This window comes from Streptomyces sp. NPDC026672 (assembly GCF_040638185.1).
Taxonomy (GTDB): domain Bacteria; phylum Actinomycetota; class Actinomycetes; order Streptomycetales; family Streptomycetaceae; genus Streptomyces.
On the sequence record NZ_JBEZXS010000074.1, the window covers coordinates 1 to 25,426 of the forward strand.

At 71.4% G+C, this 25,426-nt stretch carries 19 protein-coding genes; 11 read left to right on the forward strand and 8 right to left on the reverse strand.

The window, feature by feature from the left end; translation table 11 throughout:
• The first annotated feature begins 181 nt into the window (after positions 1 to 181).
• Positions 182 to 505, forward strand: coding sequence for a DUF6343 family protein (locus tag AB0F77_RS41330; RefSeq protein ID WP_361959341.1), 324 nt, complete (start codon positions 182 to 184; stop codon positions 503 to 505).
• 58 nt (positions 506 to 563) lie between these two features.
• On the opposite strand, the gene AB0F77_RS41335 is transcribed toward AB0F77_RS41330, so the two are convergent.
• The 5 genes from AB0F77_RS41335 to rpsA form a co-directional block, all read right to left on the reverse strand.
• Positions 564 to 944, reverse strand: coding sequence for a tetratricopeptide repeat protein (locus tag AB0F77_RS41335; protein ID WP_361959344.1), 381 nt, complete (start codon positions 942 to 944; stop codon positions 564 to 566).
• A gap of 50 nt (positions 945 to 994) precedes the next feature.
• The gene (coaE, locus tag AB0F77_RS41340; RefSeq protein ID WP_361959347.1) at positions 995 to 1,618 is read right to left on the reverse strand and encodes a dephospho-CoA kinase; all 624 of its coding nucleotides are present in this window, start codon (positions 1,616 to 1,618) and stop codon (positions 995 to 997) included.
• Between the two features lie 31 nt (positions 1,619 to 1,649).
• Positions 1,650 to 2,588 (reverse strand): PAC2 family protein, encoded by a 939-nt coding sequence (locus AB0F77_RS41345; protein WP_361959350.1) that lies wholly within the window; start codon positions 2,586 to 2,588, stop codon positions 1,650 to 1,652.
• Between the two features lie 121 nt (positions 2,589 to 2,709).
• The gene (locus AB0F77_RS41350) at positions 2,710 to 4,326 is read right to left on the reverse strand and encodes an NAD(P)/FAD-dependent oxidoreductase (protein ID WP_361959354.1); all 1,617 of its coding nucleotides are present in this window, start codon (positions 4,324 to 4,326) and stop codon (positions 2,710 to 2,712) included.
• 182 nt (positions 4,327 to 4,508) lie between these two features.
• Positions 4,509 to 5,999 (reverse strand): 30S ribosomal protein S1, encoded by a 1,491-nt coding sequence (rpsA, locus tag AB0F77_RS41355; RefSeq protein ID WP_361959357.1) that lies wholly within the window; start codon positions 5,997 to 5,999, stop codon positions 4,509 to 4,511.
• 320 nt (positions 6,000 to 6,319) lie between these two features.
• On the opposite strand from rpsA, the gene AB0F77_RS41360 reads away from it, so the two are divergent.
• Together AB0F77_RS41360 and hrpB are read left to right on the forward strand one after the other, a co-directional pair.
• A complete protein-coding gene (locus tag AB0F77_RS41360) occupies positions 6,320 to 7,189 on the forward strand; it encodes a class I SAM-dependent methyltransferase (RefSeq protein ID WP_361959360.1) in 870 nt (289 codons plus the stop codon).
• Positions 7,186 to 9,765: an ATP-dependent helicase HrpB gene (gene hrpB / locus AB0F77_RS41365; protein WP_361959363.1), complete on the forward strand. Its 2,580-nt coding sequence runs from the start codon at positions 7,186 to 7,188 to the stop codon at positions 9,763 to 9,765. Before AB0F77_RS41360 ends, hrpB begins: the two co-directional genes overlap by 4 nt.
• A gap of 61 nt (positions 9,766 to 9,826) precedes the next feature.
• On the opposite strand, the gene AB0F77_RS41370 is transcribed toward hrpB, so the two are convergent.
• On the reverse strand, positions 9,827 to 11,584 hold the full coding sequence (locus tag AB0F77_RS41370; RefSeq protein WP_361959366.1) for a lytic transglycosylase domain-containing protein: 1,758 nt from the start codon (positions 11,582 to 11,584) through the stop codon (positions 9,827 to 9,829).
• Positions 11,585 to 11,894: 310 nt separating this feature from the next.
• Here AB0F77_RS41370 and AB0F77_RS41375 point away from each other — a divergent pair, with 310 nt between their 5' ends.
• On the forward strand, positions 11,895 to 12,758 hold the full coding sequence (locus AB0F77_RS41375) for a DUF4184 family protein (RefSeq protein ID WP_361959369.1): 864 nt from the start codon (positions 11,895 to 11,897) through the stop codon (positions 12,756 to 12,758).
• Here AB0F77_RS41375 and AB0F77_RS41380 read toward each other — a convergent pair.
• Together AB0F77_RS41380 and polA are read right to left on the reverse strand one after the other, a co-directional pair.
• Positions 12,688 to 13,089, reverse strand: coding sequence for a hypothetical protein (locus AB0F77_RS41380; RefSeq protein WP_361959372.1), 402 nt, complete (start codon positions 13,087 to 13,089; stop codon positions 12,688 to 12,690). The genes AB0F77_RS41375 and AB0F77_RS41380 overlap by 71 nt on opposite strands.
• A gap of 275 nt (positions 13,090 to 13,364) precedes the next feature.
• Positions 13,365 to 16,091, reverse strand: coding sequence for a DNA polymerase I (polA, locus tag AB0F77_RS41385; protein WP_361959375.1), 2,727 nt, complete (start codon positions 16,089 to 16,091; stop codon positions 13,365 to 13,367).
• A 252-nt stretch (positions 16,092 to 16,343) separates the two neighbouring features.
• Between polA and AB0F77_RS41390 the strand changes: the two genes are divergently transcribed.
• The 7 genes from AB0F77_RS41390 (at position 16,344) to AB0F77_RS41420 (ending at position 25,338) form a co-directional block, all read left to right on the forward strand.
• On the forward strand, positions 16,344 to 18,623 hold the full coding sequence (locus tag AB0F77_RS41390) for an FdhF/YdeP family oxidoreductase (RefSeq protein ID WP_361959378.1): 2,280 nt from the start codon (positions 16,344 to 16,346) through the stop codon (positions 18,621 to 18,623).
• Positions 18,624 to 18,672: 49 nt separating this feature from the next.
• Positions 18,673 to 19,155, forward strand: coding sequence for a hotdog fold thioesterase (locus AB0F77_RS41395; RefSeq protein WP_361959381.1), 483 nt, complete (start codon positions 18,673 to 18,675; stop codon positions 19,153 to 19,155).
• Positions 19,156 to 19,671: 516 nt separating this feature from the next.
• Positions 19,672 to 20,898, forward strand: coding sequence for a branched-chain amino acid ABC transporter substrate-binding protein (locus AB0F77_RS41400; RefSeq protein WP_361959384.1), 1,227 nt, complete (start codon positions 19,672 to 19,674; stop codon positions 20,896 to 20,898).
• Between the two features lie 104 nt (positions 20,899 to 21,002).
• Positions 21,003 to 21,932, forward strand: coding sequence for a branched-chain amino acid ABC transporter permease (locus AB0F77_RS41405; protein ID WP_361959387.1), 930 nt, complete (start codon positions 21,003 to 21,005; stop codon positions 21,930 to 21,932).
• Positions 21,933 to 21,937: 5 nt separating this feature from the next.
• Positions 21,938 to 23,725 (forward strand): branched-chain amino acid ABC transporter permease, encoded by a 1,788-nt coding sequence (locus tag AB0F77_RS41410; protein WP_361959390.1) that lies wholly within the window; start codon positions 21,938 to 21,940, stop codon positions 23,723 to 23,725.
• Between the two features lie 6 nt (positions 23,726 to 23,731).
• Positions 23,732 to 24,625, forward strand: coding sequence for an ABC transporter ATP-binding protein (locus AB0F77_RS41415; RefSeq protein ID WP_361959393.1), 894 nt, complete (start codon positions 23,732 to 23,734; stop codon positions 24,623 to 24,625).
• Entirely contained in the window at positions 24,622 to 25,338 is a 717-nt protein-coding gene (locus AB0F77_RS41420; protein WP_361959396.1) for an ABC transporter ATP-binding protein, read from the forward strand. The genes AB0F77_RS41415 and AB0F77_RS41420 overlap by 4 nt, the downstream gene beginning before the upstream one ends.
• Positions 25,339 to 25,426 lie beyond the last annotated feature (88 nt).

The following is a 25,426-nucleotide window of genomic DNA, read 5'->3' on the forward strand; positions in this document are numbered from 1 at the left end:
GTACGAGGGCGATCCTCCGCCTTGCGATTGCACGCACCAGACGCCGCGGGCCCCGCCCTCCGGGCGGACGGCGCCACTTTCGAAACACGCCCTAGGTGGCGGTCCCCCCTCGGTGCGGGTTCGAACCCCTTGGTGAACGGCTGCGTCGAAGAGTACGTTGCAAGCAGGAGCGGTGGGTCCGATGCGTACGGGAAGTGAACCGGCGACGGCCCGCAGTGCACTGCGGGCCCGGTTGTGGCTGGCCGGGTGGGGGTTGGCCTGGGCGGTCTTCGGCACGGCGGCGTTCGCGCTGGCCGGGCGGCCGGGCTGGGCGGCGGCCTGCGGGGTGCTGTGGGTGGTGACCGCCGTCGACTTCACCCTGGTCCTGCGGCACATCCGCCAGGGCCCGCACTACCAGCCGGGCCGGAACATCCCACCGTACCAGCCGGTCGACAGCCCCCTGCGGCCGACCCGCCCGGCCTGTCGTTTCCCGCCGCGCCGCAGGCACCAGCAGCGGCACCCGTGAGGGCCTGGCCCCACCGACGACCGACGCCGACCCGATACGTCCCCGCGCCCCAACGCCCCTACGAATCGAACCGCGCCGCCTTCAGGTACTCCGGGTTCGGGTCCAGCGCGGCGGCCAGCCGGAAGTGGCGTTTGGCCTGGTCGTGCCGCCCCTGCCGCTCGTAGGTGCGCCCCAGCGCGAAGTGCGCGAACGCGTTGTCCGGTTCGCGCTCCAGGACGATCGTGAACTCCAGTTCGGCGGGTCGCAGTTGCGCGGCGGCGAAGAAGGCGCGGGCGCGCAGCAGCCGGGCGGCCGTGTTCTCGGGATGGGCGGCGATGACACCGTCCAGCAGCTTCACCGCACCCCGGGGGTCCCGTGCGTTGAGCAGTTGCTCGGCGGCGCGGAAGTCGATGACATGCGTCTCCGGCGTACGTCCGTTCGAACCACTGATCTCTGGCACGGCCAAATCCTTCCCTTGCCGGGGCCGTTCAACGCCCCCTTCGAGGCACGCTATTCCTGGGGGGACGGGCGGGACGCGGTGTGCGCTCGGCGCACCAGGTCGGCCCAGACCTCGTCCACGCGCCGTCCCAGGTCCTCCAGCGGCACGTCGTTGGTGATGACGACGTCCGCGATCTTCCGTCGCTCGTCGCGGGTCGCCTGCGCCGCCATGCGGGCGCGGGCGTCCTCCTCGGTCATCCCGCGCAGTCGCACGAGCCGGTCGAGCTGGGTCTCGGGGCTCGCGTCGACGACCACGACGACGTCGTACAGCCCGGCGAGGCCGTTCTCGGTGAGGAGCGGGACGTCGTGGACCACCACGGCGTCGTCGGGCGCCGCGCCCTCCAGTTCCCGGGAGCGTGCGCCCACCAGGGGGTGCACGATCGCGTTCAGGACGGCCAGCTTCTCGGGGTCGGCGAAGACGATCGAGCCGAGCCGGGGCCGGTCGAGGCTGCCGTCGGCGGCCAGGACCTCCGCCCCGAAGGCGTCGGCCACGGCCGCGAGGCCGGGCGTGCCGGGGGCGACGACCTCGCGCGCGATGCGGTCCGCGTCGATCAGGACGGCACCGCGCTCCACCAGCAGCCGCGACACCTCGCTCTTGCCGGCGCCGATCCCGCCGGTGAGACCCACTGTCAGCATGGCCCGAAGCTTAGGCCCTGAACCGTACGGATCAGCCGTCGCCTTCCCGCTCCGCCAGGAATCTTTCGAACTCTTGACCGATCTCGTCCGCGGAGGGGATCTCCACGGGCTCCGCGAGCATGTTGCCGCGGGTCTCGGCGCCCGCGGCGGCGTCGAACTGGTGCTCAAGACCCTGGACGAGGGCGGTCAGCTCCTCGTCGCCCTCCTGGATCTGGCGGTCGATCTCCGTCTGCGTGCGGTGCGCGTCGGTGCGCAGCGCGTGCGCGATGCCGGGCAGGACCAGGCCGGTGGCGGCCGTGATGGCCTCCAGGGCGGTCAGGGCGGCGTCCGGGTAGGGCGAGCGGGCGATGTAGTGCGGGACGTGCGCGGCGACGCCCAGCACGTCGTGCCCGGCCTCCATGAGCCGGTACTCGACGAGGGCCTCGGCGCTGCCGGGCACCTGTGCCTCGTCGAACGGGCTGCGGTGGCCCGGTACGAGGTCGGTGCGGTTGCCGTGGGGGGTGACGCCCACGGGGCGGGTGTGGGGCACGCCCATCGGGATGCCGTGGAAGTTGACGGCGAGACGGACGCCCAGCCGCTCCACGATCTGCCGCACGGCGACGGAGAAGCGCTCCCACTCCACGTCGGGCTCGGGGCCGGACAGCAGCAGGAAGGGGGCACCGGTGGCGTCCTGCACGAGCCGCACCTCGATGGCGGGCTCGTCGTAGTCGGTCCAGCGGTCCCGCTTGAAGGTCAGCAGCGGGCGCCGGGCCCGGTAGTCCACGAGCCGGTCGTGGTCGAAACGGGCCACGAGCTGGTGGGGCAGTGTGTCGAGGAGGCGGTCGACGATCTGGTCGCCCGTCTCACCCGCGTCGATGTATCCGTCGAAGTGGTAGAGCATGACCAGACCGGCCGACTCCTGGGCGAGCGCCATGTCGACCACGGCCAGCCCCTTCGGCTCCCATGCGTACAAACCCTGCGGATCAAGCACTGTGACCGCTCCTCCTCGTGTTCCCCATGGTCAACGCCCCGGGGGACGCGGGCATTCCCGCCTCCCCCGGGATGTGCGCGGTGGTTCCCGGACGTCCGGGAACCATCGGCGGGGAGCCGGTTCAGGAGGCGAGGACGCGTTGGTGCAGCTCCGTGACGACCTTGCGGGCGGAGGTGATGGCGCCGTGCTGCCAGGCGTCGAGGTAGCTCAGGTAGTCGCCGGCGAAGTAGACGTGGCCCTGCGACTTGTTGAGCGGGGCGTAGGCGGGGGCGTCGGGGCCGCCTGGCATGGAGTGCCAGGCGCCTTCGAGGTGCGGGACGAGCTTCCACTGGTGCGAGAAGGAGGCGGCGAGTTCGCTGCGGTACTTCTCGCCGTGGATGGCGACGCCCTGGGACACGGCCCGCTCCAGGCGCTGGGCGGGGGTGAGCGCCGAGTAGACGTCGGAGTGGGCGCCGGTGTTGTAGTAGCCGATGATCAGACCGCGGTCGCCGAGGTGGCCGTAGGACGGATACCAGATGTGGTCGAGGTCCATGTCGGTCTCGGTGATGCCGCCGAAGATCTTGAAGTCCTTCTCCCACCAGCGGCTGCGGTACTCCAGGCCGATCTTGGAGGCGTAGGAGGGCTTCACGGCGAGCAGCGCGGTCTGCACGTCGGTGCCCAGGTTGTGCGGGGTCCTGGCGAGGAGGTGCGGGGCCAGGGTGGCGATGCAGTAGTCGGCGCGCACGGTCCGGGTGCGGCCCTGCTGGGTGTACGTGACGGTGACGCCGTCCGGGGTGTTCCTGATGTCGGTGACGGCGGCGCCCGTGCGGATCTTCTCCTGCCCTATCGCGCGGGCGAACGCCTGCGGTATCTGGTCCATGCCACCGACCGGCTGGAACATCAGCATGGCCTGGTCGTAGCCGAACTCGAAGGAGAAGTAGCGGCCGACGTTGGAGGCGAAGACCTCGGAGAGCGAGGGGACACCGCCGAGTTCGTCGCCGGGGGTGCCCGCGGCGCCCGGGTCGACGGTGAAGCCGCGGTGTTCGGTGCCGGTGTAGGTGTAGTCGGCGCCGAGGGAGCCGTAGCTCTTGAGGAAGGTGAGCAGCCGCTCCTTGTCGTCGGCGGTCAACTCCCCGTCCAGCGCACCCGCGTTGGTGGCCTTGGAGAGCAACTCGGAGACATAGCCGTAGACGTCGGCCTTGGCGGTGCGGTACTGGACCGGCGCGGTCATGCCGCGGCTCGGGTTGTAGATGAGGGCGCTGGCGTTGGAGTTGGTGAACACCTCGATGGGGACGCCGAGTTCGCGACAGTAGTCGAGGGTGACCATCCACTGGGCGAGCCGCGCGGGGCCCGCGTTCATGTACTGGCCCTTGCTGAATCCCGCCTTCTGGGTGACGCCGTTGATGTCGGTGAGGCGGTCGCCGCCGCGGACGGTGAGGTTGCGTCCGCCGACGCGGTCCCGGGCTTCGAGGACGGTGCAGTCGTACCCGGCCTTGCCCAGTTCGTAGGCGGAGGTGAGGCCGGCGATGCCGCCGCCGATGATCACGACGCTCGCCGGTCTGCCGTGCCGGCCCTGGAGGGTGAAGTCGCCGCGCCGGGGCGCCTGGAAGGGCGCTTCCCGCTCGGCGGCGGAGGCGGCGGTGGGGGCGAGGCCGAGGGCCCCCATGGTGGCGAACATGGCGCCCGCGCCACCGGTGATGCCGACGTTCCGCAGGAACGTCCGCCGGCTCGTTCCCGACCCGAGCTGAGGCTGTGCCATGAGACGGTCTCCCCTTCCGATCTTGGACGAAGACCGGGGAAGCCTCCCAATGGCCGGTTACAGCCCAGCGGTTACGGGTGTAACCCAGACGTTTCTACAAAATCAGCGCCCGAAAAAACCGAGGGACCGCACCTCGAAAGGTACGGTCCCTCAGTCAACGGCTGAGCGTCAGCGAGCGAGCGTCAGCTCTGCCCACCCGCCAGCTTCTCCCGCAGAGCGGCCAGCGCCTCGTCCGAGGCCAGCGCGCCGGAGTTGTCCGGGCCCTCGGAGGAGTACGAGCCACCGGTCGCGGCCGGAGCCGCAGCCTCGCCGCCCTCGGCGGCAGCAGCCGCGTCGGCCTCGCGGGACTTGATGACCTGCTGCTGGTGCTGCTCGAAGCGCTGCTGCGCCTCGGCGTACTGGTGCTCCCACGCCTCGCGCTGGGTCTCGTAGCCCTCGAGCCAGTCGTTGGTCTCGGGGTCGAAGCCCTCGGGGTAGATGTAGTTGCCCTGGTCGTCGTAGGACGCGGCCATGCCGTACAGGGTCGGGTCGAACTCGACCGTGGCCGGGTCGGCGCCGAAGGCCTCGTTGGCCTGCTTCAGGGACAGCGAGATCCGGCGACGCTCGAGGTCGATGTCGATGACCTTGACGAAGATCTCGTCGTTGACCTGGACGACCTGCTCCGGGATCTCCACGTGGCGCTCGGCCAGCTCGGAGATGTGGACCAGACCCTCGATGCCCTCGTCCACGCGGACGAACGCACCGAACGGAACCAGCTTCGTGACCTTGCCGGGCACGACCTGGCCGATCTGGTGGGTGCGGGCGAACTGCTGCCACGGGTCTTCCTGGGTCGCCTTCAGCGACAGGGAGACGCGCTCGCGGTCCATGTCGACGTCCAGGACCTCGACCGTGACCTCCTGGCCGACCTCGACGACCTCGGAGGGGTGGTCGATGTGCTTCCAGGACAGCTCGGAGACGTGGACCAGACCGTCGACGCCACCCAGGTCCACGAAGGCACCGAAGTTGACGATCGAGGAGACCACACCGGAGCGGACCTGACCCTTCTGGAGGGTCGTGAGGAACGTCTGACGGACCTCGGACTGGGTCTGCTCCAGCCAGGCACGGCGGGACAGGACCACGTTGTTGCGGTTCTTGTCCAGCTCGATGATCTTCGCCTCGAGCTCCTTGCCCACGTAGGGCTGGAGGTCGCGGACGCGGCGCATCTCGACCAGGGAGGCCGGGAGGAAGCCGCGGAGGCCGATGTCGAGGATGAGACCACCCTTGACGACCTCGATGACGGTACCGGTGACGATGCCGTCCTCTTCCTTGATCTTCTCGATGGTGCCCCAGGCGCGCTCGTACTGGGCGCGCTTCTTCGAGAGGATCAGGCGGCCTTCCTTGTCCTCCTTCTGGAGGACGAGGGCCTCGATCTCGTCGCCGACGGCAACGACCTCGTTCGGGTCGACGTCGTGCTTGATCGAGAGCTCGCGGCTCGGGATGACACCTTCGGTCTTGTAACCGATGTCGAGCAGGACCTCGTCCCGGTCGACCTTCACGATGACGCCGTCGACGATGTCGCCGTCGTTGAAGTACTTGATCGTCTCGTCGATCGCGGCGAGGAAGGCTTCCTCGTTACCGATGTCGTTGACCGCAACCTGCGGGGTGGTGGCGGTGGTCTCGGTGCTGCTCGTCATGTGGGAAAGGGCTCCGGTACGGACATTGAAGTCGTAGGTACTGCTACGCCGGGAGCCCGTATCGCTCTGAAGAAGCCGGACAGCCAAGGAAGCGTCCCACCAGGGATTCCGGTGGTGACGCCTCGACAACCGAGGGGACATACAACAGATGCGAGCGCAGCCTGCTCCGTCTGAGGCGCGCAGGCCCGCAGCGCAACTTGTAGCATACGGGGGCAGCCGGGCAGGGTCAATGCGCGAAGGCGCACACCCGGGGCGGATCGTCGCATACCCGGCACAAGAACCGTCCCACGAGGCCACGCGGGGCCCGAGGGACCCCTTCCGTGACACGCCCGGCGAGGGTTGCACGGAAGAGTACGACGAGGGAGCGGATCATCCAAGAGCCAGAACCGTTCGAACCGGAGGCGACCCGGCGTGAGGCCGACGTCACCGAGAGTTCCCGGGCCAACCGGGGCTGGTGGGACCGGAACGCGGACGATTACCAGGTCGAGCACGGCACGTTCCTCGGCGACGACCGCTTCGTGTGGGGTCCCGAGGGCCTGGACGAGGTCGAGGCGGAGCTGCTGGGGCCCGTGGAGGAGCTGAAGGGCCGGGACGTCCTGGAGATCGGCGCCGGCGCGGCGCAGTGCGCGCGCTGGCTGGCCGCGCAGGGCGCCCGCCCGGTGGCGCTCGACCTGTCCCACCGGCAGTTGCAGCACGCGCTGCGGATCGGCGGCGCGTTCCCGCTGGTGTGCGCCGACGCGTCCGCGCTGCCCTTCGCGGACGGGTCCTTCGACCTGGTGTGCTCGGCGTACGGGGCGCTGCCGTTCGTGGCCGACCCGCGGCTGGTGCTGGGCGAGGTGCGGCGGGTGCTGCGGCCGGGCGGCCGGTTCGTGTTCTCGGTGACGCACCCGATCCGCTGGGCGTTCCCGGACGAGCCGGGCCCGGAGGGGCTGACCGTGTCGGCGTCGTACTTCGACCGCACGCCGTACGTCGAGCAGGACGAGGCGGGCCGGGCGGTGTACGTCGAGCACCACCGGACGCTCGGCGACCGCGTCCGGGACGTGGTCGCCTCGGGCTTCCGCCTGGTGGACCTGGTGGAGCCGGAGTGGCCGGCGTGGAACACCTCGGAGTGGGGCGGCTGGTCCCCGCTGCGCGGCAGTCTGATCCCCGGGACGGCGATCTTCGTCTGCGAGCGGGACCGGCGCGGGTGATCCGTGCCGACGCCCTCGCCGCGCTGCCCGTGCGGGACGCCCTGCCCGCGTTGACCGGGGCCCTGGCCGAGCACGGGACCGCCGTGCTGGTGGCGCCGCCCGGGACCGGCAAGACGACGCTGGTGCCGCTCTCGCTGGCCGGGCTGCTGGGCGGGGGACCCGCGCGGCGGGTGGTCGTGGCCGAGCCCCGGCGGATCGCCGCGCGGGCTGCGGCGCGGCGGATGGCGTGGCTGCTGGGCGAGAAGCCCGGCGGGAGCGTCGGGTACACGGTCCGCGGCGAGCGGGTCGTGGGCCGGGACCCGCGCGTGGAGGTCGTCACGACGGGTGTGCTGCTCCAGCGGCTCCAGCGGGACCAGGAGCTGGCCGGGGTGGACGTGGTCGTGCTCGACGAGTGCCACGAGCGGCATCTGGACGCGGACACGACGGCGGCGTTCCTGTGGGACGTGCGGGAGACGCTGCGTCCCGATCTGCGGCTGGTGGCGGCGTCGGCCACCACGGACGCCGAGGGGTGGGCGCGGCTGCTGGGCGGGGCGCCGGTGGTCGAGGCGCACGACGCGGCGCACCCGGTGGACGTGGTGTGGGCGCCGCCGGCGCGTGCGGTGCGGCCTGCGCACGGCATGTGGGTCGATCCGGCGCTGCTCGCCCATGTGGCGGGGGTGGTGCGGCGGGCGCTGGCCGAGCGGCCGGGGGACGTGCTGTGCTTCCTGCCGGGCGTGGGCGAGATCGTGCGGGTCGCCGGGCAGCTGGGCGGGCTGGGGGACGTCGACGTGCTCCAGGTGCACGGGCGGGCGCCCGCGGCGGTGCAGGACGCGGTGCTGACGCCCGGGGCTCGGCGCCGGGTGGTGCTGGCGACGTCCGTCGCGGAGTCGTCGCTGACGGTGCCCGGGGTGCGGGTGGTGGTGGACGCGGGGCTGGCGCGAGAGCCGCGGGTGGATCACGCGCGCGGGCTGAGCGCGCTGGCGACGGTACGGGCGTCGCGGGCGGCGGCGGCCCAGCGGGCGGGCCGGGCCGGGCGTGAGGCGCCGGGGGTGGTGTACCGGTGCTGGCCGGAGGCGGAGGACGGGATGCTGCCGCCGTATCCGGCGCCGGAGATCAAGGTCGCGGATCTGACGGCGTTCGCGCTCCAGGTGGCGTGCTGGGGGGATCCGGACGCGTCCGGGCTGGCGTTGCTGGACCGGCCGCCGGGTGGGGCGATGGCGGCGGCGCGGGAGGTGTTGACGGCCGTCGGGGCGGTGGACTCCGTCGGTTCGGCCACGGCTCGGGGGGTGCGGTTGTCGCGGTTGGGGCTGCATCCGCGGTTGGGGCGGGCGCTGCTCGACGCGGGCGCCTCCGGCGAGGTGGCCGAGGTTGTCGCGTTGTTGAGCGAGGAGGTGCCCCGGGAGTACGGCGACGACCTCGCCGGGGCGGTTCGGGTCGCCCGGCGTGGGGGTGACGCCTATGCGCGACGGTGGGCGGCCGAGGTGCGGCGGCTGCGGGCTGTCGCCACGGAGTTCGCCCACCCACCCACCCGTCCCACTGACTCAAGAGGTGACGTCGAAACCGACCCCGCCCGCCGGTCGAGAGGCGAGGGCAAGGTTGGGCGTGGTCGTGAGCTGGGGTGGGGTGGGGATGGGGTTGTGGGGGGTGTTGTCGGGCTTGCGTTTCCTGAGCGGGTTGCTCGGGGGGACTCCGGGTCGTATCTGATGGTGTCGGGGACGCGGGCCGAGCTCGCCGAGGGGTCGCCGTTGCGTGGGGCCCGGTGGATCGCCGTGGCCGTGGCCGACCGGCCGCTCGGCAGGGGGCTCGCGCGCATTCGGCTCGGCGTCGAGATCGACGAGGGGCTCGCGCGGCTCGCGGCGGGATCCCTGTACGAGGAGCGGGACGAGGTGCGCTGGGCCGACGGGGACGTCGTGGCGCGGCGGGTGGAGCGGCTGGGGGCCGTCGAGCTGACGGTGCGGCCGTTGCCGGACGCCGATCCCCTTCTGGTGCGCGCGGCGCTGCTCGACGGGCTGCGGCAGGAGGGGCCGGCCCTGCTGCGGTGGTCCGCGGAGGCGGTCGTCCTGCGGCAGCGGCTGGCGTTCCTGCGGGCGCGGCTCGGTGAACCGTGGCCCGACGTCTCGGACGAGGCACTGCTCGCGCGCGCGGACGACTGGCTGGAGCCCGAGCTGGGGCGGGCCCGGCGGCGGGCCGACCTCGCGCGGGTGGACGCCGGCCGGGCGCTGACGCGGCTGCTGCCCTGGGCCACCGGGGACGCCGCCCGGCTGGACGAACTCGCCCCCGAACGGATCGCCGTGCCGAGCGGGTCCCGGGTGCGGATCGACTACGGGAACCCGGAGCAGCCGGTCCTCGCGGTGAAGTTGCAGGAGATGTTCGGGCTGCGGGAGTCGCCCGCGGTGGCCGGTGTGCCGCTGCTGGTGCACCTCCTCTCCCCCGCAGGGCGGCCCGCCGCCGTGACCGCCGACCTCGCCTCGTTCTGGCGGGACGGCTACCGGGGCGTACGGGCGGAGCTGCGCGGCCGGTACCCGAGGCATCCGTGGCCCGAGGACCCGGCGACCGCCGAGCCCACGCGGCACACCAACGCCCGGCTGCGGCGCTGAACGTGCCGAGGGCGCCCGTCCGCCGTGGTGACGGAGGGCGCCCTCGTGCTGGCCGGGTCCGTCAGGCCGACGGGGAGGCGCTGGGCGACGGGTCGGGGGAGGTCGACGGGTCGGCGGAGGTGTCCGCCGCCGCGACCTTCAGTTCGACGGTGAGCGTCGCGCCGCCGGTGGTGGTGATCCGCAGCAGGAACGTGCCGGCGGTGTCGTCCGCGTACAGCTTCGGCAGCGTGAGCCGCCCGTCGGCGTCCGTCACCAGACCGGTGAGGGTGCGTACGGGCGTGCCGTCGGCGCCCTTGAAGTAGGGGCCCTTGTCGTTGGCGGTGGCGTCGTCCGCGGACTTGATCAGGGTGGCGGTGGCCCCGACCTTGCCTGCGGCGGCGCCCTGGTAGGTCGCCCCGACCTGGACCTGGTCGGTGAACTCCCCGCCGGGCGTGCAGGTCAGCGGGGTGTCGCCGATGCGCGTGAGGGCGTCGGCGGCCCGCTCGGTGACGGTGCCGTGGAAGTCGAGGCCCGGTACGACGCGGCCCACGACGGTGGCGCGGACCGTGACGGCGCCGGTCTTCTCGCCCGCCTGGAGCGCGGGGGCGACGGCGACGCCCTTGGCGTCCGTGACGACCGTGGCGACCGACTCGCCGCCCGTGAAGGTGGTGTCGGTGTCCCCGGTGAGGGTGAAGCGGACGCGGACCTTGCCGACGGCCTTGTCCGCCTCGGTCTCGGCCCGCGCGCTGATCTTCTGGTCGAAGGTGTGGCCCGCCATCGCCGTCAGCTTGCCCGTGCCCGCGTCCGACAGGTGATCCACCGTGTCGGTGGGGGTCTGGCTCGGGTCCTCGGCCGGCGGGGTGGTGGCGGGCGGCTTCGGCGTGGAGGACGGGGGCGGGGTGGTGGTCGACGCGGGCGGCTTGGGCGTGCCCGACCCCGAACCTGATCCGCCCGGGTGGGAGGACGGCGGGGCGGAGGGGGTCGTCGAGCCGGAGCCGCGGCTGTCGCTGCGGTTGCCCGGCAGGGAGCCGGTGCCGTCCGGGATCGAGTGGGTGCCCTTGCGGTAGTACTCCAGCCACGTCAGGACCGTGTTGAGGTAGTCCTGCGAGTTGTTGTAGCTGAGGATCGCCGCGTGCAGACCCTTGTCGGTGGACAGGTCCCAGCTGTTGCGGCACAGGTAGTGACCCGCGGCGAGGGCGGCGTCGTAGATGTTGTTGGGGTCCTTCGTGCCGTCGCCGTTGCCGTCGCGGCCGGCCCAGGCCCAGGTGGACGGGATGAACTGCATGGGCCCGACGGCCTGGTCGTAGGCGCTGTTGCCGTCGTACTGGCCGTGGTCCGTGTCCTTGATGAGCGCGAAGCCGTTGCCGTCGAGCTGCGGGCCGAGGATGCGGCCGAGGGTGTTGCCGGCGGCGTCGACCCGGCCGCCGCGGGCCTGGCCCGACTCCACCTTGCCTATGGCGGCGAGGAGTTGCCAGGGCAGGTTGCACTCCGGCTTGGACTCCCGCAGTTCCGCCTCGGCCTTCTTGTACGCGTCCAGGACGGTGGCCGGGATGCCCGCCTCGGCGTCGCCCTGGGAGACGGGGGTGCCGATGGTCGACGAGGGGCTGGGGTCGGGACTCTTCAGCGGCGGCAGGTCCGTGTAGTACGGCGAGTTGCCGGTGGCGTTGCCGTCGGTGGCCGGGTCCGGCGCGGAGGTGCTGGCGTCGGCCGCGGACTGTCTGCCCTGGTCGTCCGAGGTGACACCCGGAGCCTGGGACGCGGAGAGAGCCGCGACCGCCGCCGCGGCCACGGCGGTCGTCGCCGCCCCCTTGCGCAGCCGCCTGCCGAAATGCGCCGCCATAAGACTGAACCCCTCCTGTGGACGCCCGTGGCGTCCGTTTCCGTCGTCTGCCTCGCCCTGTTGTGACGGTTGGCCCGCTGTTCTGGTTGCCCCCGTTGTGACTGCCGAGTCGTACGGTGCGATGGCCGGCCGTGCCCCAGGGCGGGCCGACCCAGGCGACCCTACGACAACTTGCCGCGCGCGGGCACCCGTTGCTGCCCGATTTTCACCGATTGGCCATGTCCCGGTTCCGGCGGGAGCCGTCCTCCATACTGAACCGACGTGATCACCGGGCCGACGGCGGGGCCGACGGCCGTCCCAGGGAGCCCAGTTGCCGTTCACCCTCAGCCATGCGGCCGCCGTGCTGCCCGTCGTGCGCACGGACGGGACCGGGAGGGGGCGGCTGGTGCCCGCGGTGCTCGTCGCGGGGTCGTTCGCTCCCGACATGACCTATTACGCGGCAAGTGTCGTGCCCGGTGGGATGGAGTTCGGGTCGGTGACGCACTCGTTCGCGGGGGTCTTCACGGTCGACGTGGCGATCGCGTGGGCGCTGGTCGGGCTGTGGCTGCTGGTGCGGGAGCCGCTGGTGGCGCTGTTGCCCCGGGGGCGGCAGGGGCGGATCGCCGCGCTGACGCGGTGCGGGGTGCCGCGGGGGCGGGTGCGGCCGGGCGGGGTGGCGTGGTGGTACGTGTCGGCGGTCCTCGGTGCGCTGACGCATGTCGTGTGGGACGCGTTCACCCATCACGACCGGTGGGGGATGCGGCTGGTGCCGGCGCTGGGGTGGGAGGCGGGCGGGCTGCCGCTGTACTGGTACCTCCAGTACGGGGGTTCGGCGGTCGCCGCGGTCGTGATCACCGTGTTCCTGGTACGGGCGGTGCGGCGGGCGCCGGACGCGGTGGCGGGGGTGCGGGACGCGGTGGCGGGGGTGCCGGTGCTGTCCGTGCGGGACCGGTGGGGGGCGCTGGCCGTGCTCGGGGGCTGCGCGGCGGTGGCCGCCGTGCGGCGGGTGGTGCGGTGGTGGGCGTACCGGGGTGCCGTCGCGAAGCCCTGGGAGGTGGTGCCGACGGTGTGCTTCGGGGCGGGCGCGGGGCTCGTCGCCGGGTTGCTGGTGTACGCCGTCGCGGTCAGGGTGCGGCGTCCGGTCGCCCCGGTTCCCGTCGCGCCGCGGGACCCTTCGGGCGCTCGCGCCCGGTGAGGGGGGCGACGAAGACGGTGACGGTACGGCGCGGGCGGGAGCGCGGGCGGAGGCGTGGGAGCAGGGTGAGGAGCAGCGCGAGGTGGCCGCGGACGGCTTCGGCCCGGTCGCGGCAGGCGCGGACGGTTGTCGCGGTGCGTCTCACGGTGCGGGTCAGGCGGGTCACGGTGGTGCGCAGCGCCGTCGCCGGGGCGGCGGGGACGCGGGCGGTGCTCGCGTCGGCCGAGAGGGGCGGGGCCGGTGGGGACGACGGTGACCGCACCGCTCCGGCGTCCGCCGGGGCGGGGGGTCGGGCCGTGGCCCTCCGGTGGTGGAGCATGCGTATACCCATGCCCGCATCCTTGCCGCAAGCCCGGCCGAACGCGTTCCGACACGGTCCATTCGGCTGTCCCACAGGTGCGGTGCGCCTGCCCGGCGGGTACGACGGCCCCGGCCGGTTCGGCTCCGTCGAGCAGGTTGTGGGGGGGGCGCTCGCCGTCGCGGCGGGCACGGGGGCCAAGGCCCCCAGGGGGACTCTCCGTCGCGGCGGGCATGGAAGGAGCGCTCGAGGCACTCCCGGGGAGTGCCCCACCGCGGCGGCGAGTTGCCCCCTGTCGGGGGCCGGGGTCAGTGGGCTGCTGATTCCCAGTCGGGGCCGGAGCCGACCGAGACGTCCAGGGGAGCCCTCAGGTGGACGGCGGCAGCCATCTCGCGGCGGACGATCTCCTCCGTCGCCGCGCGCTCGCCCGGCGCGATCTCCAGGACGATCTCGTCGTGGACCTGGAGCAGCATGCGGGACTTCAGCTCCGCCGCGCGCAGCGCCTTGTCGACGTCGAGCATCGCGATCTTCACGATGTCGGCCGCGGTCCCCTGGATCGGCGCGTTGAGGGCCATGCGCTCGGCCGCCTCGCGCCGCTGCCGGTTGTCGCTGTTGAGGTCGGGCAGATAGCGGCGCCGCCCGAAGAGCGTCGCCGTGTACCCCGTGGCCCGCGCCTCGTCGACGACCCGGCGCAGATAGTCCCGCACCCCGCCGAACCGCTCGAAGTACGTCTCCATCAGCGCCCGCGCCTCACCGGCGTCGATGTTGAGCTGCTGGGACAGCCCGAACGCCGACAGCCCGTAGGCCAGGCCGTACGACATCGCCTTGATCTTGCGGCGCATCTCCGCGTCCACGGCCGAGCGCTCCACGGAGAACACCTGCGAGGCGACCGTGTTGTGCAGGTCCTCCCCGGAGGTGAACGCCTCGATCAGCCCCTCGTCCTCGGAGAGGTGGGCCATCACCCGCAGCTCGATCTGGCTGTAGTCCGCGGTCATCAGCGACTCGAAGCCCTCGCCGACGACGAACCCGCGGCGGATCGCCCGCCCCTCGTCCGTGCGGACCGGGATGTTCTGGAGGTTGGGGTCCGTGGAGGACAGCCGGCCGGTCGCCGCCACCGTCTGGTTGAACGTCGTGTGGATACGGCCGTCCCCGGCGACGGTCTTGATCAGGCCCTCGACGGTGACGCGCAGCTTCGCCTGCTCCCGGTGCCGCAGCATGATCACCGGCAGCTCGTTGTCCGTCTGGGTGGCGAGCCAGGCCAGCGCGTCGGCGTCGGTGGTGTACCCGGTCTTGGTCTTCTTCGTCCTGGGCAGCGCCAGCTCGCCGAAGAGGACCTCCTGGAGCTGCTTGGGCGAGCCCAGGTTGAACTCGTGCCCGGCCGCCGCGTGCGCCTCCTTCACCGCCTGCTGCACCGCACCGGCGAACATCTGTTCCATGGCTTCCAGATGGGCGCGGTCGGCCGCGATGCCGTACCGCTCCATCCGGGCCAGCAGCGCGGAGGTGGGCAGCTCCACGTCCCGCAGCAGGTCCGCCGCGCCGACCTCCTCCAGCCGGCTCTCGAACGCCTCGCCCAGGTCGAGCACGGCGCGGGCCTGGATCATCAGCACCTCGGCCTCGGCGCCCTCGTCCGCGCCGAACGCCAGCTGTCCGTCGGCCGCCGCGGCCGGGGCCAGCTCGCGGCCGAGGTACTCCAGGGACAGCGCGTCCAGGTCGAAGGAGCGGCGGCCCGGCTTGACCAGGTAGGCGGCGAGCGCGGTGTCCCGGGTGACGCCGGCGACGGTCCAGCCGTGCTCGGCGAAGACCCGCATGGCGCCCTTGGCGTTGTGGAAGGTCTTCGGGCGGTCCGCCGCGGCGAGCCAGGCCGCGAACGCGTTCTCGTCGGCCTCGTCCAGCTCGGACGGGTCGAACCAGGCGGCGGTGCCGTCGGGCGCGGCGAGCGCGACCTCGGCGACGGAGCCGGTGCCGAGCGCCCAGGTGTCGACGGTGGCGACGCCCAGGGCGCCGGTGCCGTGCTCGGTGAGCCAGGGGGCCAGCTCGCCGGTGCCGAGGACGGAGCCGTCCAGCTCCACGCCCGCGGCGGCGACCGGGGTGGTCTCGGCCTCCTCGGCGCCGGGGTCGACGGCGTAGAGGCGCTCGCGCAGGGACGGGTTGCGGATCTCCAGGGTGTCCAGGACCATCGCGACGACCTTGCGGTCGTAGGGCGCCCGCTCCAGGTCGGTGACCGTCCGCGGCAGCTCGACGTTCCGCTCCAGCTCGGTGAGCCGGCGGTTGAGCTTGACGGACTCCAGGTGGTCGCGGAGGTTCTGGCCGGCCTTCCCCTTGATCTCGTCGACGCGCTCGACCAGTTCCGCGAAGGAGCCGAACTGGTTGATCCACTTCGCGGCGGTCTTCTCGCCGACGCCGGGGATGCCGGGGAGGTTGTCGGACGGGTCGCCGCGCAGGGCCGCGAAGTCGGGGTACTGGGCGGGCGTCAACCCGTACTTCTCGACGACCTTCTCCGGGGTGAAGCGGGTCAGCTCGGAGACGCCCTTGGTCGGGTAGAGCACGGTGGTGTTCTCGGTGACCAGCTGGAAGGAGTCGCGGTCGCCGGTGACGATCAGCACCTCGAAGCCCTCGGCCTCGGCCTGGGTGGCGAGGGTGGCGATGACGTCGTCCGCCTCGAAACCCTCGACGGCGAAGCGCGGGGCGTGCATGGCGTCGAGCAGCTCGCCGATCAGCTCGACCTGGCCCTTGAACTCGTCGGGGGTCTTGGAGCGGTTCGCCTTGTACTCGGTGAACTCCTCCGAGCGCCACGTCTTGCGGGAGACGTCGAAGGCGACCGCGAAGTGCGTGGGCGCCTCGTCACGGAGGGTGTTGGCCAGCATCGAGGCGAAGCCGTAGATCGCGTTCGTCGGCTGGCCCGTCGCCGTCGTGAAGTTCTCCGCGGGCAGCGCGAAGAACGCGCGGTAGGCCAGGGAGTGCCCGTCCATGAGCATCAGCCGGGGACGGGGCCCGCCGGAGGTCTTGTCGGTCTTCTTCGCTGCTGTCTCTGCCACGTCCCCGATCCTGCCACGGGCCACTGACAGCGTGTGCCTCCGGCGGCCCGACCGTCGCCCCCGGCCCCCGGCAGGACCGGCACCACCAGGGGTCCACCGGAGTCCGCCCGGGGGTCCACCGGAGTCGGGGGGCCGGAGTCCGCCGGGGGTCCACCGGTGATCAACCGGGGGTTTCGGGGGTCGTCGGGGGTGCGTGCGAAGATCGGAGACCTGCTTCACACACGGTCGACACTCGTCGAAGGAGAGCGCGCGATGGCCAGCAAGCCGCCCAAGGGCGATCCGGTCCAGGACGCGCCGCGGGTCGCGCAGCCGAAGCACACCGCCGCGGGGCTGCCCGCCATCGGCCACACCCTGCGCATGGCCCAGCAGCAGATGGGTGTGAAGCGGACCATGCTGACGCTGCTGAGCGTCAACCAGAAGGACGGCTTCGACTGCCCGGGCTGCGCCTGGCCGGAACCGGACCACCGGCACACGGCGGAGTTCTGCGAGAACGGCGCGAAGGCGGTCGCCGAGGAGGCCACGCTGCGCCGGGTCACCCCGGACTTCTTCGCCGCGCACCCCGTCGCCGACCTGGCGAACCGCAGCGGCTACTGGCTCGGCCAGCAGGGCCGCCTCACCCGCCCCATGTACCTGCCCGAGGGCGGCACGCACTACGAGCCGGTGAGCTGGGAACGCGCCTTCGACATCGTCGCGGAGGAGATCACCGCCCTCGGCTCCCCCGACGAGGCCCTGTTCTACACCTCGGGGCGCACCAGCAACGAGGCCGCGTTCCTGTACCAGCTGTTCGCCCGCGAGCTGGGCACGAACAACCTGCCGGACTGCTCCAACATGTGCCACGAGTCGTCCGGTTCGGCCCTGTCGGAGACCATCGGCGTCGGCAAGGGCAGCGTCCTGCTGGAGGACCTCCACCGGGCCGACCTGATCATCGTCGCCGGCCAGAACCCGGGCACGAACCATCCGCGGATGCTGTCCGCCCTGGAGAAGGCCAAGGCGGGCGGGGCGCGGATCATCAGCGTCAACCCGCTGCCCGAGGCGGGCCTGGAGCGGTTCAAGAACCCGCAGACCCCCAAGGGCCTGGCGACGGGCGCGGCGCTCACCGATCTGTTCCTCCAGATCCGCATCGGCGGCGACCAGGCCCTCTTCCGGCTGCTGAACAAGCTGGTCCTGGAGACGGAGGGCGCCGTCGACGAGGACTTCGTTCGGGAACACACCCATGGCTACGAGGAGTTCGCCGAGGCCGCCCGCGCCGCCGACTGGGACGGCACGCTGGCCGCGACGGGCCTCACACGCGCGGAGATCGAGCAGGCCCTCGGCATGGTGCTGGCTTCCGAACGGACCATCGTGTGCTGGGCGATGGGGTTGACCCAGCACAAGCACTCGGTGCCGACCATCCGGGAGATCGTCAACTTCCTGCTGCTGCGCGGCAACATCGGGCGGCCGGGCGCGGGTGTGTGCCCGGTGCGCGGTCACTCGAACGTGCAGGGCGACCGCACCATGGGCATCTTCGAGCGGCCCGCGCCGGCCTTCCTGGACGCGTTGGAGAAGGAGTTCGGCTTCGTGCCGCCGCGCGAGCACGGCTACGACGTCGTACGGGCGATCCGCGCGCTGCGCGACGGCGACGCGAAGGTGTTCTTCGCGATGGGCGGCAACTTCGTCTCCGCCTCCCCGGACTCGGCGGTGACGGAGGCGGCGATGCGGCGGGCGCGGCTGACGGTGCACGTGTCGACGAAGCTCAACCGTTCGCACGTGGTCACGGGCGCGCGTGCCCTGATCCTGCCGACGCTCGGCCGCACGGAGCGTGATCTCCAGGGCTCCGGCGAGCAGTTCGTGACCGTCGAGGACTCGATGGGCATGGTGCACGCCTCACGCGGGCGGCTGGATCCGGCGAGCACGCACCTGCTGTCCGAGCCGGCGATCGTCTGCCGGCTGGCCCGGCGGGTGCTCGGCGAGGACAGCGTGGTGCCGTGGGAGGAGTTCGAGAAGGACTACGCGACGGTCCGGGACCGGATCGCGCGGGTCGTGCCCGGTTTCGAGGACTTCAACACGCGCGTGGAGCACCCGGGCGGGTTCGCGCTGCCGCACGCCCCGCGCGACGAGCGGCGGTTCCCGACGGCCACGGGCAAGGCCAACTTCACGGCGGCGCCGGTGGAGTTCCCGGCGGTGCCCGAGGGGCGGCTGCTGCTCCAGACGCTGCGCTCGCACGACCAGTACAACACCACGATCTACGGCCTCGACGACCGTTACCGGGGCATACGGAACGGGCGCCGGGTGGTGCTGGTGAACCCGGAGGACGCGCGGGAGCTGCGGCTGGCCGACGGGTCGTACGTGGACCTGGTGAGCGAGTGGCGCGACGGTGTGGAGCGGCGGGCGGCCGGGTTCCGGGTGGTGCACTACCCGACCGCGCGGGGCTGCGCCGCCGCGTACTACCCGGAGACCAATGTGCTGGTGCCGCTGGACTCGACCGCGGACACCAGCAACACCCCGGCCAGCAAGTCGGTGGTCGTGCGTCTGGAACAATCGGCGACCGACTGAGCGTTTGCTCAGCGGACGAGACACGCGTACGCCGAACGGAGCCGGGTCCATGGGTGAGCAGCAACAGGTGAAGTTCCCGCAGGAGACCATCGACGAGTACGCCGCCCTCGGGGTCGACCTGCCCGCGCTGTTCTCCGCGGGGCACCTGGGGACGCGGATGGGGGTGCGGATCGTCGAGGCGTCGGCGGAGCGGGTCGTCGGGACGATGCCGGTGGAGGGCAACACCCAGCCGTACGGGCTGCTGCACGGGGGCGCTTCGGCGGTGCTGGCGGAGACCCTGGGGTCGGTGGGCTCGATGCTGCACGGCGGCAGCTCGAAGATCGCGGTCGGCGTCGACCTGAACTGCACGCATCACCGGGGGGTGCGCTCGGGTCTGGTCACGGGCGTGGCGACGCCGGTGCACCGGGGGCGGACGATGGCGACGTACGAGGTCGTGATCACGGACGAGGACGACCGCCGGGTCTGCACGGCCCGTCTGACGTGTCTGCTGCGCGACCTGAACCAGAAAGACACGGCACCCGCGCGGGACTGAACGGAGCCCGGCCCTCGTGTCATGGCGCTCCACCGCCCGGCCGGTGGGGCGCCGTACGCCTTTTCCCTGAAGATCGCCCTCACCGCGCACGACGCGGAATGCGGAATGTACCGAAAGGCGCCGAGCCGCCTTTCCTGGATGTAACTCTACGTAATACGCGCGCAATACAAGAGCACGGGTGCACAGCACCTCTCCCAGGCCACGCAAGTCGCCCGCAGCAACGATTTAAGGTAATCACCAAAACACCTGACACGCCTGATCCGTTGGGGTCGGGTCCTGCGGGTTCTCACCATGCGGACAGGGCGAATCGGTCGGAATTCCGGCGTTCCCCCCACGGCGTACCGCTCTGCATTACCTCGTGTCATAACAAGAGCGTCACAGCATCGTTCAGACACTCCTCCACGTTCGCCACACGCGCTTAGAGTCACGGCCAGTCACCGCTCCATCGGGAGTTCGGTACCAGCACGGCACCCGCCGTCCCCGCAGGGGCGGACATGCCTGCCGAAAGGACTGATTGTGCGACAGCGTTCTCTGGTGATTCTTGCCTCCGTTCTCACCACCGGAGCCCTGACTCTCACTGCCTGCGGCTCCCGCGACGACAGCAGCAAGAGCGGCGACAGTGGCAACACGACCGTGACCATCGGCGTTGACGCACCGCTGACGGGCCAGAACTCGGCGACCGGCCTCGGTCTGCAGTACGGCGCCCAGATCGCCGTCGACGACGCCAACAAGAACAAGACCGTCCCGGGCGTCACCTTCAAGATCAAGGCGCTGGACGACAAGGCGGTTCCGGCCACCGGTCAGCAGAACGCCACCCAGCTCGTGGCCGACGACAACGTCCTCGGCGTGGTCGGCCCCCTCAACTCCGGTGTGGCGACGCAGATGCAGCAGGTCTTCGCCACCGCCAACCTGGTGGAGATCTCGCCGGCCAACACCGCTCCCGAGCTGACCCAGGGCAAGAACTGGCAGACCAGCAAGGAGCGTCCGTTCAAGACGTACTTCCGCACCGCCACCACGGACGAGCTCCAGGGCGGGTTCGCCGCCGACTACGCCTACAACGGCCTCAAGAAGAAGAAGGCCTTCGTCGTCGACGACAAGCAGACCTACGGCGCGGGCCTCGCCAAGATCTTCAAGGAGCAGTTCACCAAGCAGGGCGGCCAGGTCGTCGGCACCGACCACGTCAACGTGGGCGAGCGCGACTTCTCCACCCTCGTCACCAAGATCAAGACCTCGGGCGCCGAGATCCTCTACTACGGCGGCCAGTACGACGAGTCCCAGGTGCTGACCAAGCAGCTCAAGGACGGCGGCGCCAACATCCCGCTGTTCGGCGGTGACGGCATGTTCACCCCCACCTACATCAAGACGGCCGGCAAGGCGGCCGAGGGCGACCTCGTCACCTCCATCGGCGTCCCGGTCGACACCCTGCCCGCCGCCAAGGACTTCGTCGCCACCTACAAGGCCAAGAAGTACCCCGGTGACTACGGCACCTACGGCTCCTACGCCTACGACGCCGCGACGGCCATCATCAAGGCCGTCGGCGAGGTCGTGAAGGACGGCAAGGTCCCCACCGACGCCCGCGCCCAGATCGTGGACGCCGTGCAGAAGACCTCCTTCGACGGCATCTCCGGCAAGATCTCGTTCGACGAGTACGGCGACACCACCAACAAGCAGCTGACCGTCTACCAGGTCACGAACGGTGAGTGGAAGTCGGTCAAGAGCGGCACCTTCGAGCCCAAGAGCTGATCCGCTCACACCGCACCACCCGGGCCGCGCGGAAAAGACCACCGTCACCGCGCGGCCCGCTCTCTGCCCCCTCCCGACTCTCCCCACCACATGGAGGCCATGCGGTGAACACCCTGCCGCAGCAGCTGGCCAACGGGCTGTTCCTCGGCTCGATGTACGGTCTGATCGCCATCGGCTACACGATGGTGTACGGCATCGTCCAGCTCATCAACTTCGCCCACGGCGAGATCTTCATGACCGGCGGCTTCGGCGCGCTCACGGTCTACCTCGCCCTCCCCGACGGCATATCCATGTGGATAGCCCTGCCGCTGATGCTCCTCGGCGGTGCGCTCGTCTCCGCCCTCATCGCCGTCGGCGCCGAACGCTTCGCCTACCGGCCGCTGCGCGGAGCACCACGACTGGCCCCGCTGATCACGGCGATCGGCCTCTCGCTCGCGCTCCAGCAGGCCGTCTTCAACTGGTACCCGGACGCCAAGTCCGCGCGTGTCTTCCCCCAGCTCCCCTTCGGGCCCTACCACCTGGGCTCGGTCACCATCCAGAGCGGGGACATCTTCCTCATCGTCGCCGCGCCGCTGTGCATGGCCGTCCTGGCGTTCTTCGTCCGCCTGTCGCGGACCGGCCGGGCCATGCAGGCCACGTCCCAGGACCCGGACACCGCGCAGCTGATGGGCATCGACACCAACCGCATCATCGTCATCGCCTTCGCCATCGGCGGTGTCTTCGCCGCCGTCGCCGGTCTCTCCTACGGCCTGAAGTACGGCTCCGTCTCGTACGACATGGGCTTCATCGCCGGCCTCAAGGCGTTCACCGCGGCGGTGCTCGGCGGCATCGGCAACATCTACGGCGCCATGCTGGGCGGTCTCGTCCTCGGTCTGGCCGAGGCGATGGCCACCGCCTACATCGCCGACATCCCGGGCATGCAGCAGCTCGGCGGACAGGGCTGGGCCGCCGTGTGGGCCTTCGTCCTCCTCATCCTCGTCCTGCTGTTCAGACCACAGGGTCTGCTCGGCGAACGCGTCGCGGACAGGGCGTGAGCGCCATGACCGAGACCACCACCACGGCGGGGACCGCGGCCGGGGCCGAGCGCGGACTCGTCCCGCTGCCCGCGTCGGCGGCCCGCCTCCTCATCGCCGTCGGCGGCGTCGGCACCATCGCCAGCACCTTCATGAGCTGGACCTGGACGTCCGAGTTCCCCGGTGACCTGACCGTCTACGGCTACCCGGCCGGGCTCCAGATCCTCGCCCTCGTCGCCGGCATCCTCACGCTGCTGCACGCGCTCAACCTGTGGAACGTGCGGGGGCTGGGCTGGCTCAACCCGGGCCGCGCCGTCTCCCCCGCCCTGCTGACATCGCTGTCGGCGTTCACCGTCTGCTGGTTCACCGGCATCGCCATCGCCGTCGACCTCGGCGGTCTGGCCAACCTCGACCCCGGCGCGTACGTGGCCATGGTCGCCTCCGCGCTCCCGGTCGTCGGCGCGCTGGCGCTGCCCGGCCCCGCCGCGGGCACCGGTGTGCGCGGTTACCTGGCCAAGCCCGACCAGCCGCGCCCCGGCAGGCTCTCCCCGCTCGCCGAGCGGCTCGTCATCACCGCCGGGACCGCCGTCGCGCTCATCGCCTTCACCTACGGCATCGGCATCGACAACGACGCGAGCGAGACCTTCATCGGCTTCGTCCTCCTGGTCGTCTTCGCCACCTGGGGCCTGATCCACTCCGGTCTCGTCGAGACGTACGCGACGATCTCCACCCGGCACAAGGGCTTCGCCGCCGGTCTGGCGTTCCTCGCCGCCGTGATCTTCCCGTTCACGCAGAGCGACGACCACAACGCCAACGTCGGCGTCAACATCCTCATCTTCGCCACGGTCGCCCTCGGCCTGAACATCGTCGTCGGCCTCACCGGACTGCTCGACCTCGGTTACGTCGCCTTCCTCGGCGTCGGCGCCTACGCGGCCGCCCTCGTCTCCGGGTCGGAGTACTCGCGGTTCGCGGGCACGCAGTTCCCGTTCTGGGCGGCGGCCCTCACCGGCATGGCCGCGTCGCTGGTCTTCGGCGTCCTCATCGGCGCCCCCACCCTGCGGCTGCGGGGCGACTACCTGGCCATCGTGACGCTCGGCTTCGGTGAGATCTTCCGCATCACCGTCAACAACCTCGACGGCGACTCCGGGCCCAACATCACCCGTGGCCCCAACGGCATCACCCAGATCCCCGACATCAACATCTTCGGGATCAACTTCGGCGCGTCGCACGACGTGTTCGGGTTCACCCTGGGCCGGTTCGCCAACTACCTGTTCCTGATGCTGATCGTCACGGCCATCGTCGTGCTGGTCTTCACCCGGGCCGCCGACTCGCGCATCGGGCGTTCCTGGATCGCCATCCGCGAGGACGAGACCGCGGCCACGGCCATGGGCATCAACGGCTTCCGCGTCAAGCTGATCGCCTTCGCCCTCGGCGCCGCCCTCGCGGGCCTGGCCGGCTCCGTCATGGCGCACGTCAACTACAGCGTCAACCCGCAGCCGTACCAGTTCGCCGGCGCCGCCCCGCCCAACTCGGCCTTCCTCCTGGCCGCCGTCGTCCTCGGCGGCATGGGCACCGTCAGCGGCCCGCTGCTCGGCGCCAGCGTGCTCTACCTGGTCCCCGAGAAGCTCCAGTTCCTCCAGAACTACGAGCTGTTCGCCTTCGGCCTGGCGCTCATCCTCCTGATGCGGTTCCGCCCGGAGGGCATCATCGCCAACCGCCGCCGCCAGCTGGAGTTCCACGAGACCCGCCAACTCGACGTACCGGAACAGGCGACGCTGACCGACGAACCGGCCGTCACCAAGGCAGGGGCGTAACGGACCATGACGACACCTGTACTCGAAGCCCGCGACGTCACCATGCGCTTCGGCGGTCTGACCGCCGTGCGCTCCGTGGACTTCACGGTCAACAGCGGCGAGATCGTCGGCCTCATCGGGCCCAACGGGGCGGGGAAGACCACCTTCTTCAACTGCCTCACCGGTCTCTACGTCCCGACCGAGGGCACGGTCTCGTACCGGGGCACCGTCCTGCCGCCCAAGCCGCACCTGGTCACCCAGGCCGGCATCGCCCGGACGTTCCAGAACATCCGGCTGTTCGCCAACATGACGGTCCTGGAGAACGTCCTCGTCGGCCGTCACACGCGGACGAAGGAGGGCCTGTGGTCGGCGCTCCTGCGCGGGCCCGGCTTCCGCAAGGCGGAGCGGGCCAGCGAGGAACGGGCCATGGAGCTCCTGGAGTTCATCGGCCTCGCCCACAAGCGGGACCACCTGGCGCGGAACCTGCCCTACGGCGAGCAGCGCAAGCTGGAGATCGCCCGGGCGATGGCGTCCGAGCCGGGCCTGCTCCTGCTGGACGAGCCGACCGCCGGCATGAACCCGCAGGAGACCCGGGCCACGGAGGAGCTCGTCCTCGCCATCCGTGACAAGGGGATCGCCGTCCTCGTCATCGAGCACGACATGCGGTTCATCTTCAACCTCTGCGACCGGGTCGCCGTGCTCGTGCAGGGCGAGAAGCTGGTGGAGGGCACCTCCGAGGTCGTCCAGGCCGACGAGCGCGTCGTCGCCGCGTACCTCGGCGAGCCGTTCCAGGGCGACCCCGGGGAGGCGGAGGCCGCGGAGGTCGAGGCCGCCGAGGCCGCCGCGGAGGCGGCGGCCGGGGAAGGGGCACCCGCCGACGCGGAGAGCACCACCGGCACCACCAAGGGAGAGGCCCAGTGACCGCACTGCTCGAGGTCGAGGACCTCAAGGTCGCCTACGGCAAGATCGAAGCCGTCAAGGGCATCTCGTTCAGCGTCGAGGCGGGCCAGGTCGTCACCCTGATCGGCACCAACGGAGCCGGCAAGACCACGACCCTGCGCACGCTCTCGGGCCTGCTGAAGCCGGCGTCCGGGCGGATCGTCTTCGACGGCAAGCCGCTCACCGGTGTCGCCGCGCACAAGATCGTCGCCCTGGGCCTGGCCCACTCCCCCGAGGGCCGGCACATCTTCCCGCGTCTGACCATCACCGAGAACCTCCAGCTGGGCGCCTTCCTGCGCAACGACAAGCCCGGCATCGAGAAGGACATCCAGCGGGCCTACGACCTGTTCCCCATCCTCGGGGAGCGCAGGAAGCAGGCGGCGGGCACGCTGTCCGGCGGTGAGCAGCAGATGCTGGCGATGGGCCGCGCGCTGATGTCGCAGCCCAAGCTGCTGATGCTCGACGAGCCGTCGATGGGTCTGTCGCCGATCATGATGCAGAAGATCATGTCGACGATCGCCGAGCTGAAGTCCCAGGGCACGACCATCCTGCTGGTCGAGCAGAACGCCCAGGCCGCGCTGTCGCTGGCCGACCAGGGCCATGTGATGGAGGTCGGCAACATCGTCCTGTCGGGCACCGGCCAGGACCTGCTGCACGACGAGTCCGTGCGCAAGGCGTACCTCGGCGAGGACTAGGGCGTGTTTCGAAAGTAGCGCCGTCCGCCCGGAGGGCGGGGCCCGCGGCGTCTGGTGCGTGCAATCGCAAGGCGGAGGATCGCCCTCG

Excerpts from the sequence above, each read along its gene's own strand:
- AB0F77_RS41410 (WP_361959390.1), top strand. The coding sequence starts at position 21,938 with ATGACCGAGACCACCACCACGGCGGGGACCGCGGCCGGGGCCGAGCGC.
- AB0F77_RS41380 (WP_361959372.1), bottom strand. The coding sequence starts at position 13,089 with ATGGGTATACGCATGCTCCACCACCGGAGGGCCACGGCCCGACCCCCC.
- AB0F77_RS41395 (WP_361959381.1), top strand. The coding sequence starts at position 18,673 with ATGGGTGAGCAGCAACAGGTGAAGTTCCCGCAGGAGACCATCGACGAG.
- AB0F77_RS41330 (WP_361959341.1), top strand. The coding sequence starts at position 182 with ATGCGTACGGGAAGTGAACCGGCGACGGCCCGCAGTGCACTGCGGGCC.
- AB0F77_RS41350 (WP_361959354.1), bottom strand. The coding sequence starts at position 4,326 with ATGGCACAGCCTCAGCTCGGGTCGGGAACGAGCCGGCGGACGTTCCTG.
- AB0F77_RS41415 (WP_361959393.1), top strand. The coding sequence starts at position 23,732 with ATGACGACACCTGTACTCGAAGCCCGCGACGTCACCATGCGCTTCGGC.
- coaE (WP_361959347.1), bottom strand. The coding sequence starts at position 1,618 with ATGCTGACAGTGGGTCTCACCGGCGGGATCGGCGCCGGCAAGAGCGAG.
- rpsA (WP_361959357.1), bottom strand. The coding sequence starts at position 5,999 with ATGACGAGCAGCACCGAGACCACCGCCACCACCCCGCAGGTTGCGGTC.
- AB0F77_RS41370 (WP_361959366.1), bottom strand. The coding sequence starts at position 11,584 with ATGGCGGCGCATTTCGGCAGGCGGCTGCGCAAGGGGGCGGCGACGACC.
- AB0F77_RS41390 (WP_361959378.1), top strand. The coding sequence starts at position 16,344 with ATGGCCAGCAAGCCGCCCAAGGGCGATCCGGTCCAGGACGCGCCGCGG.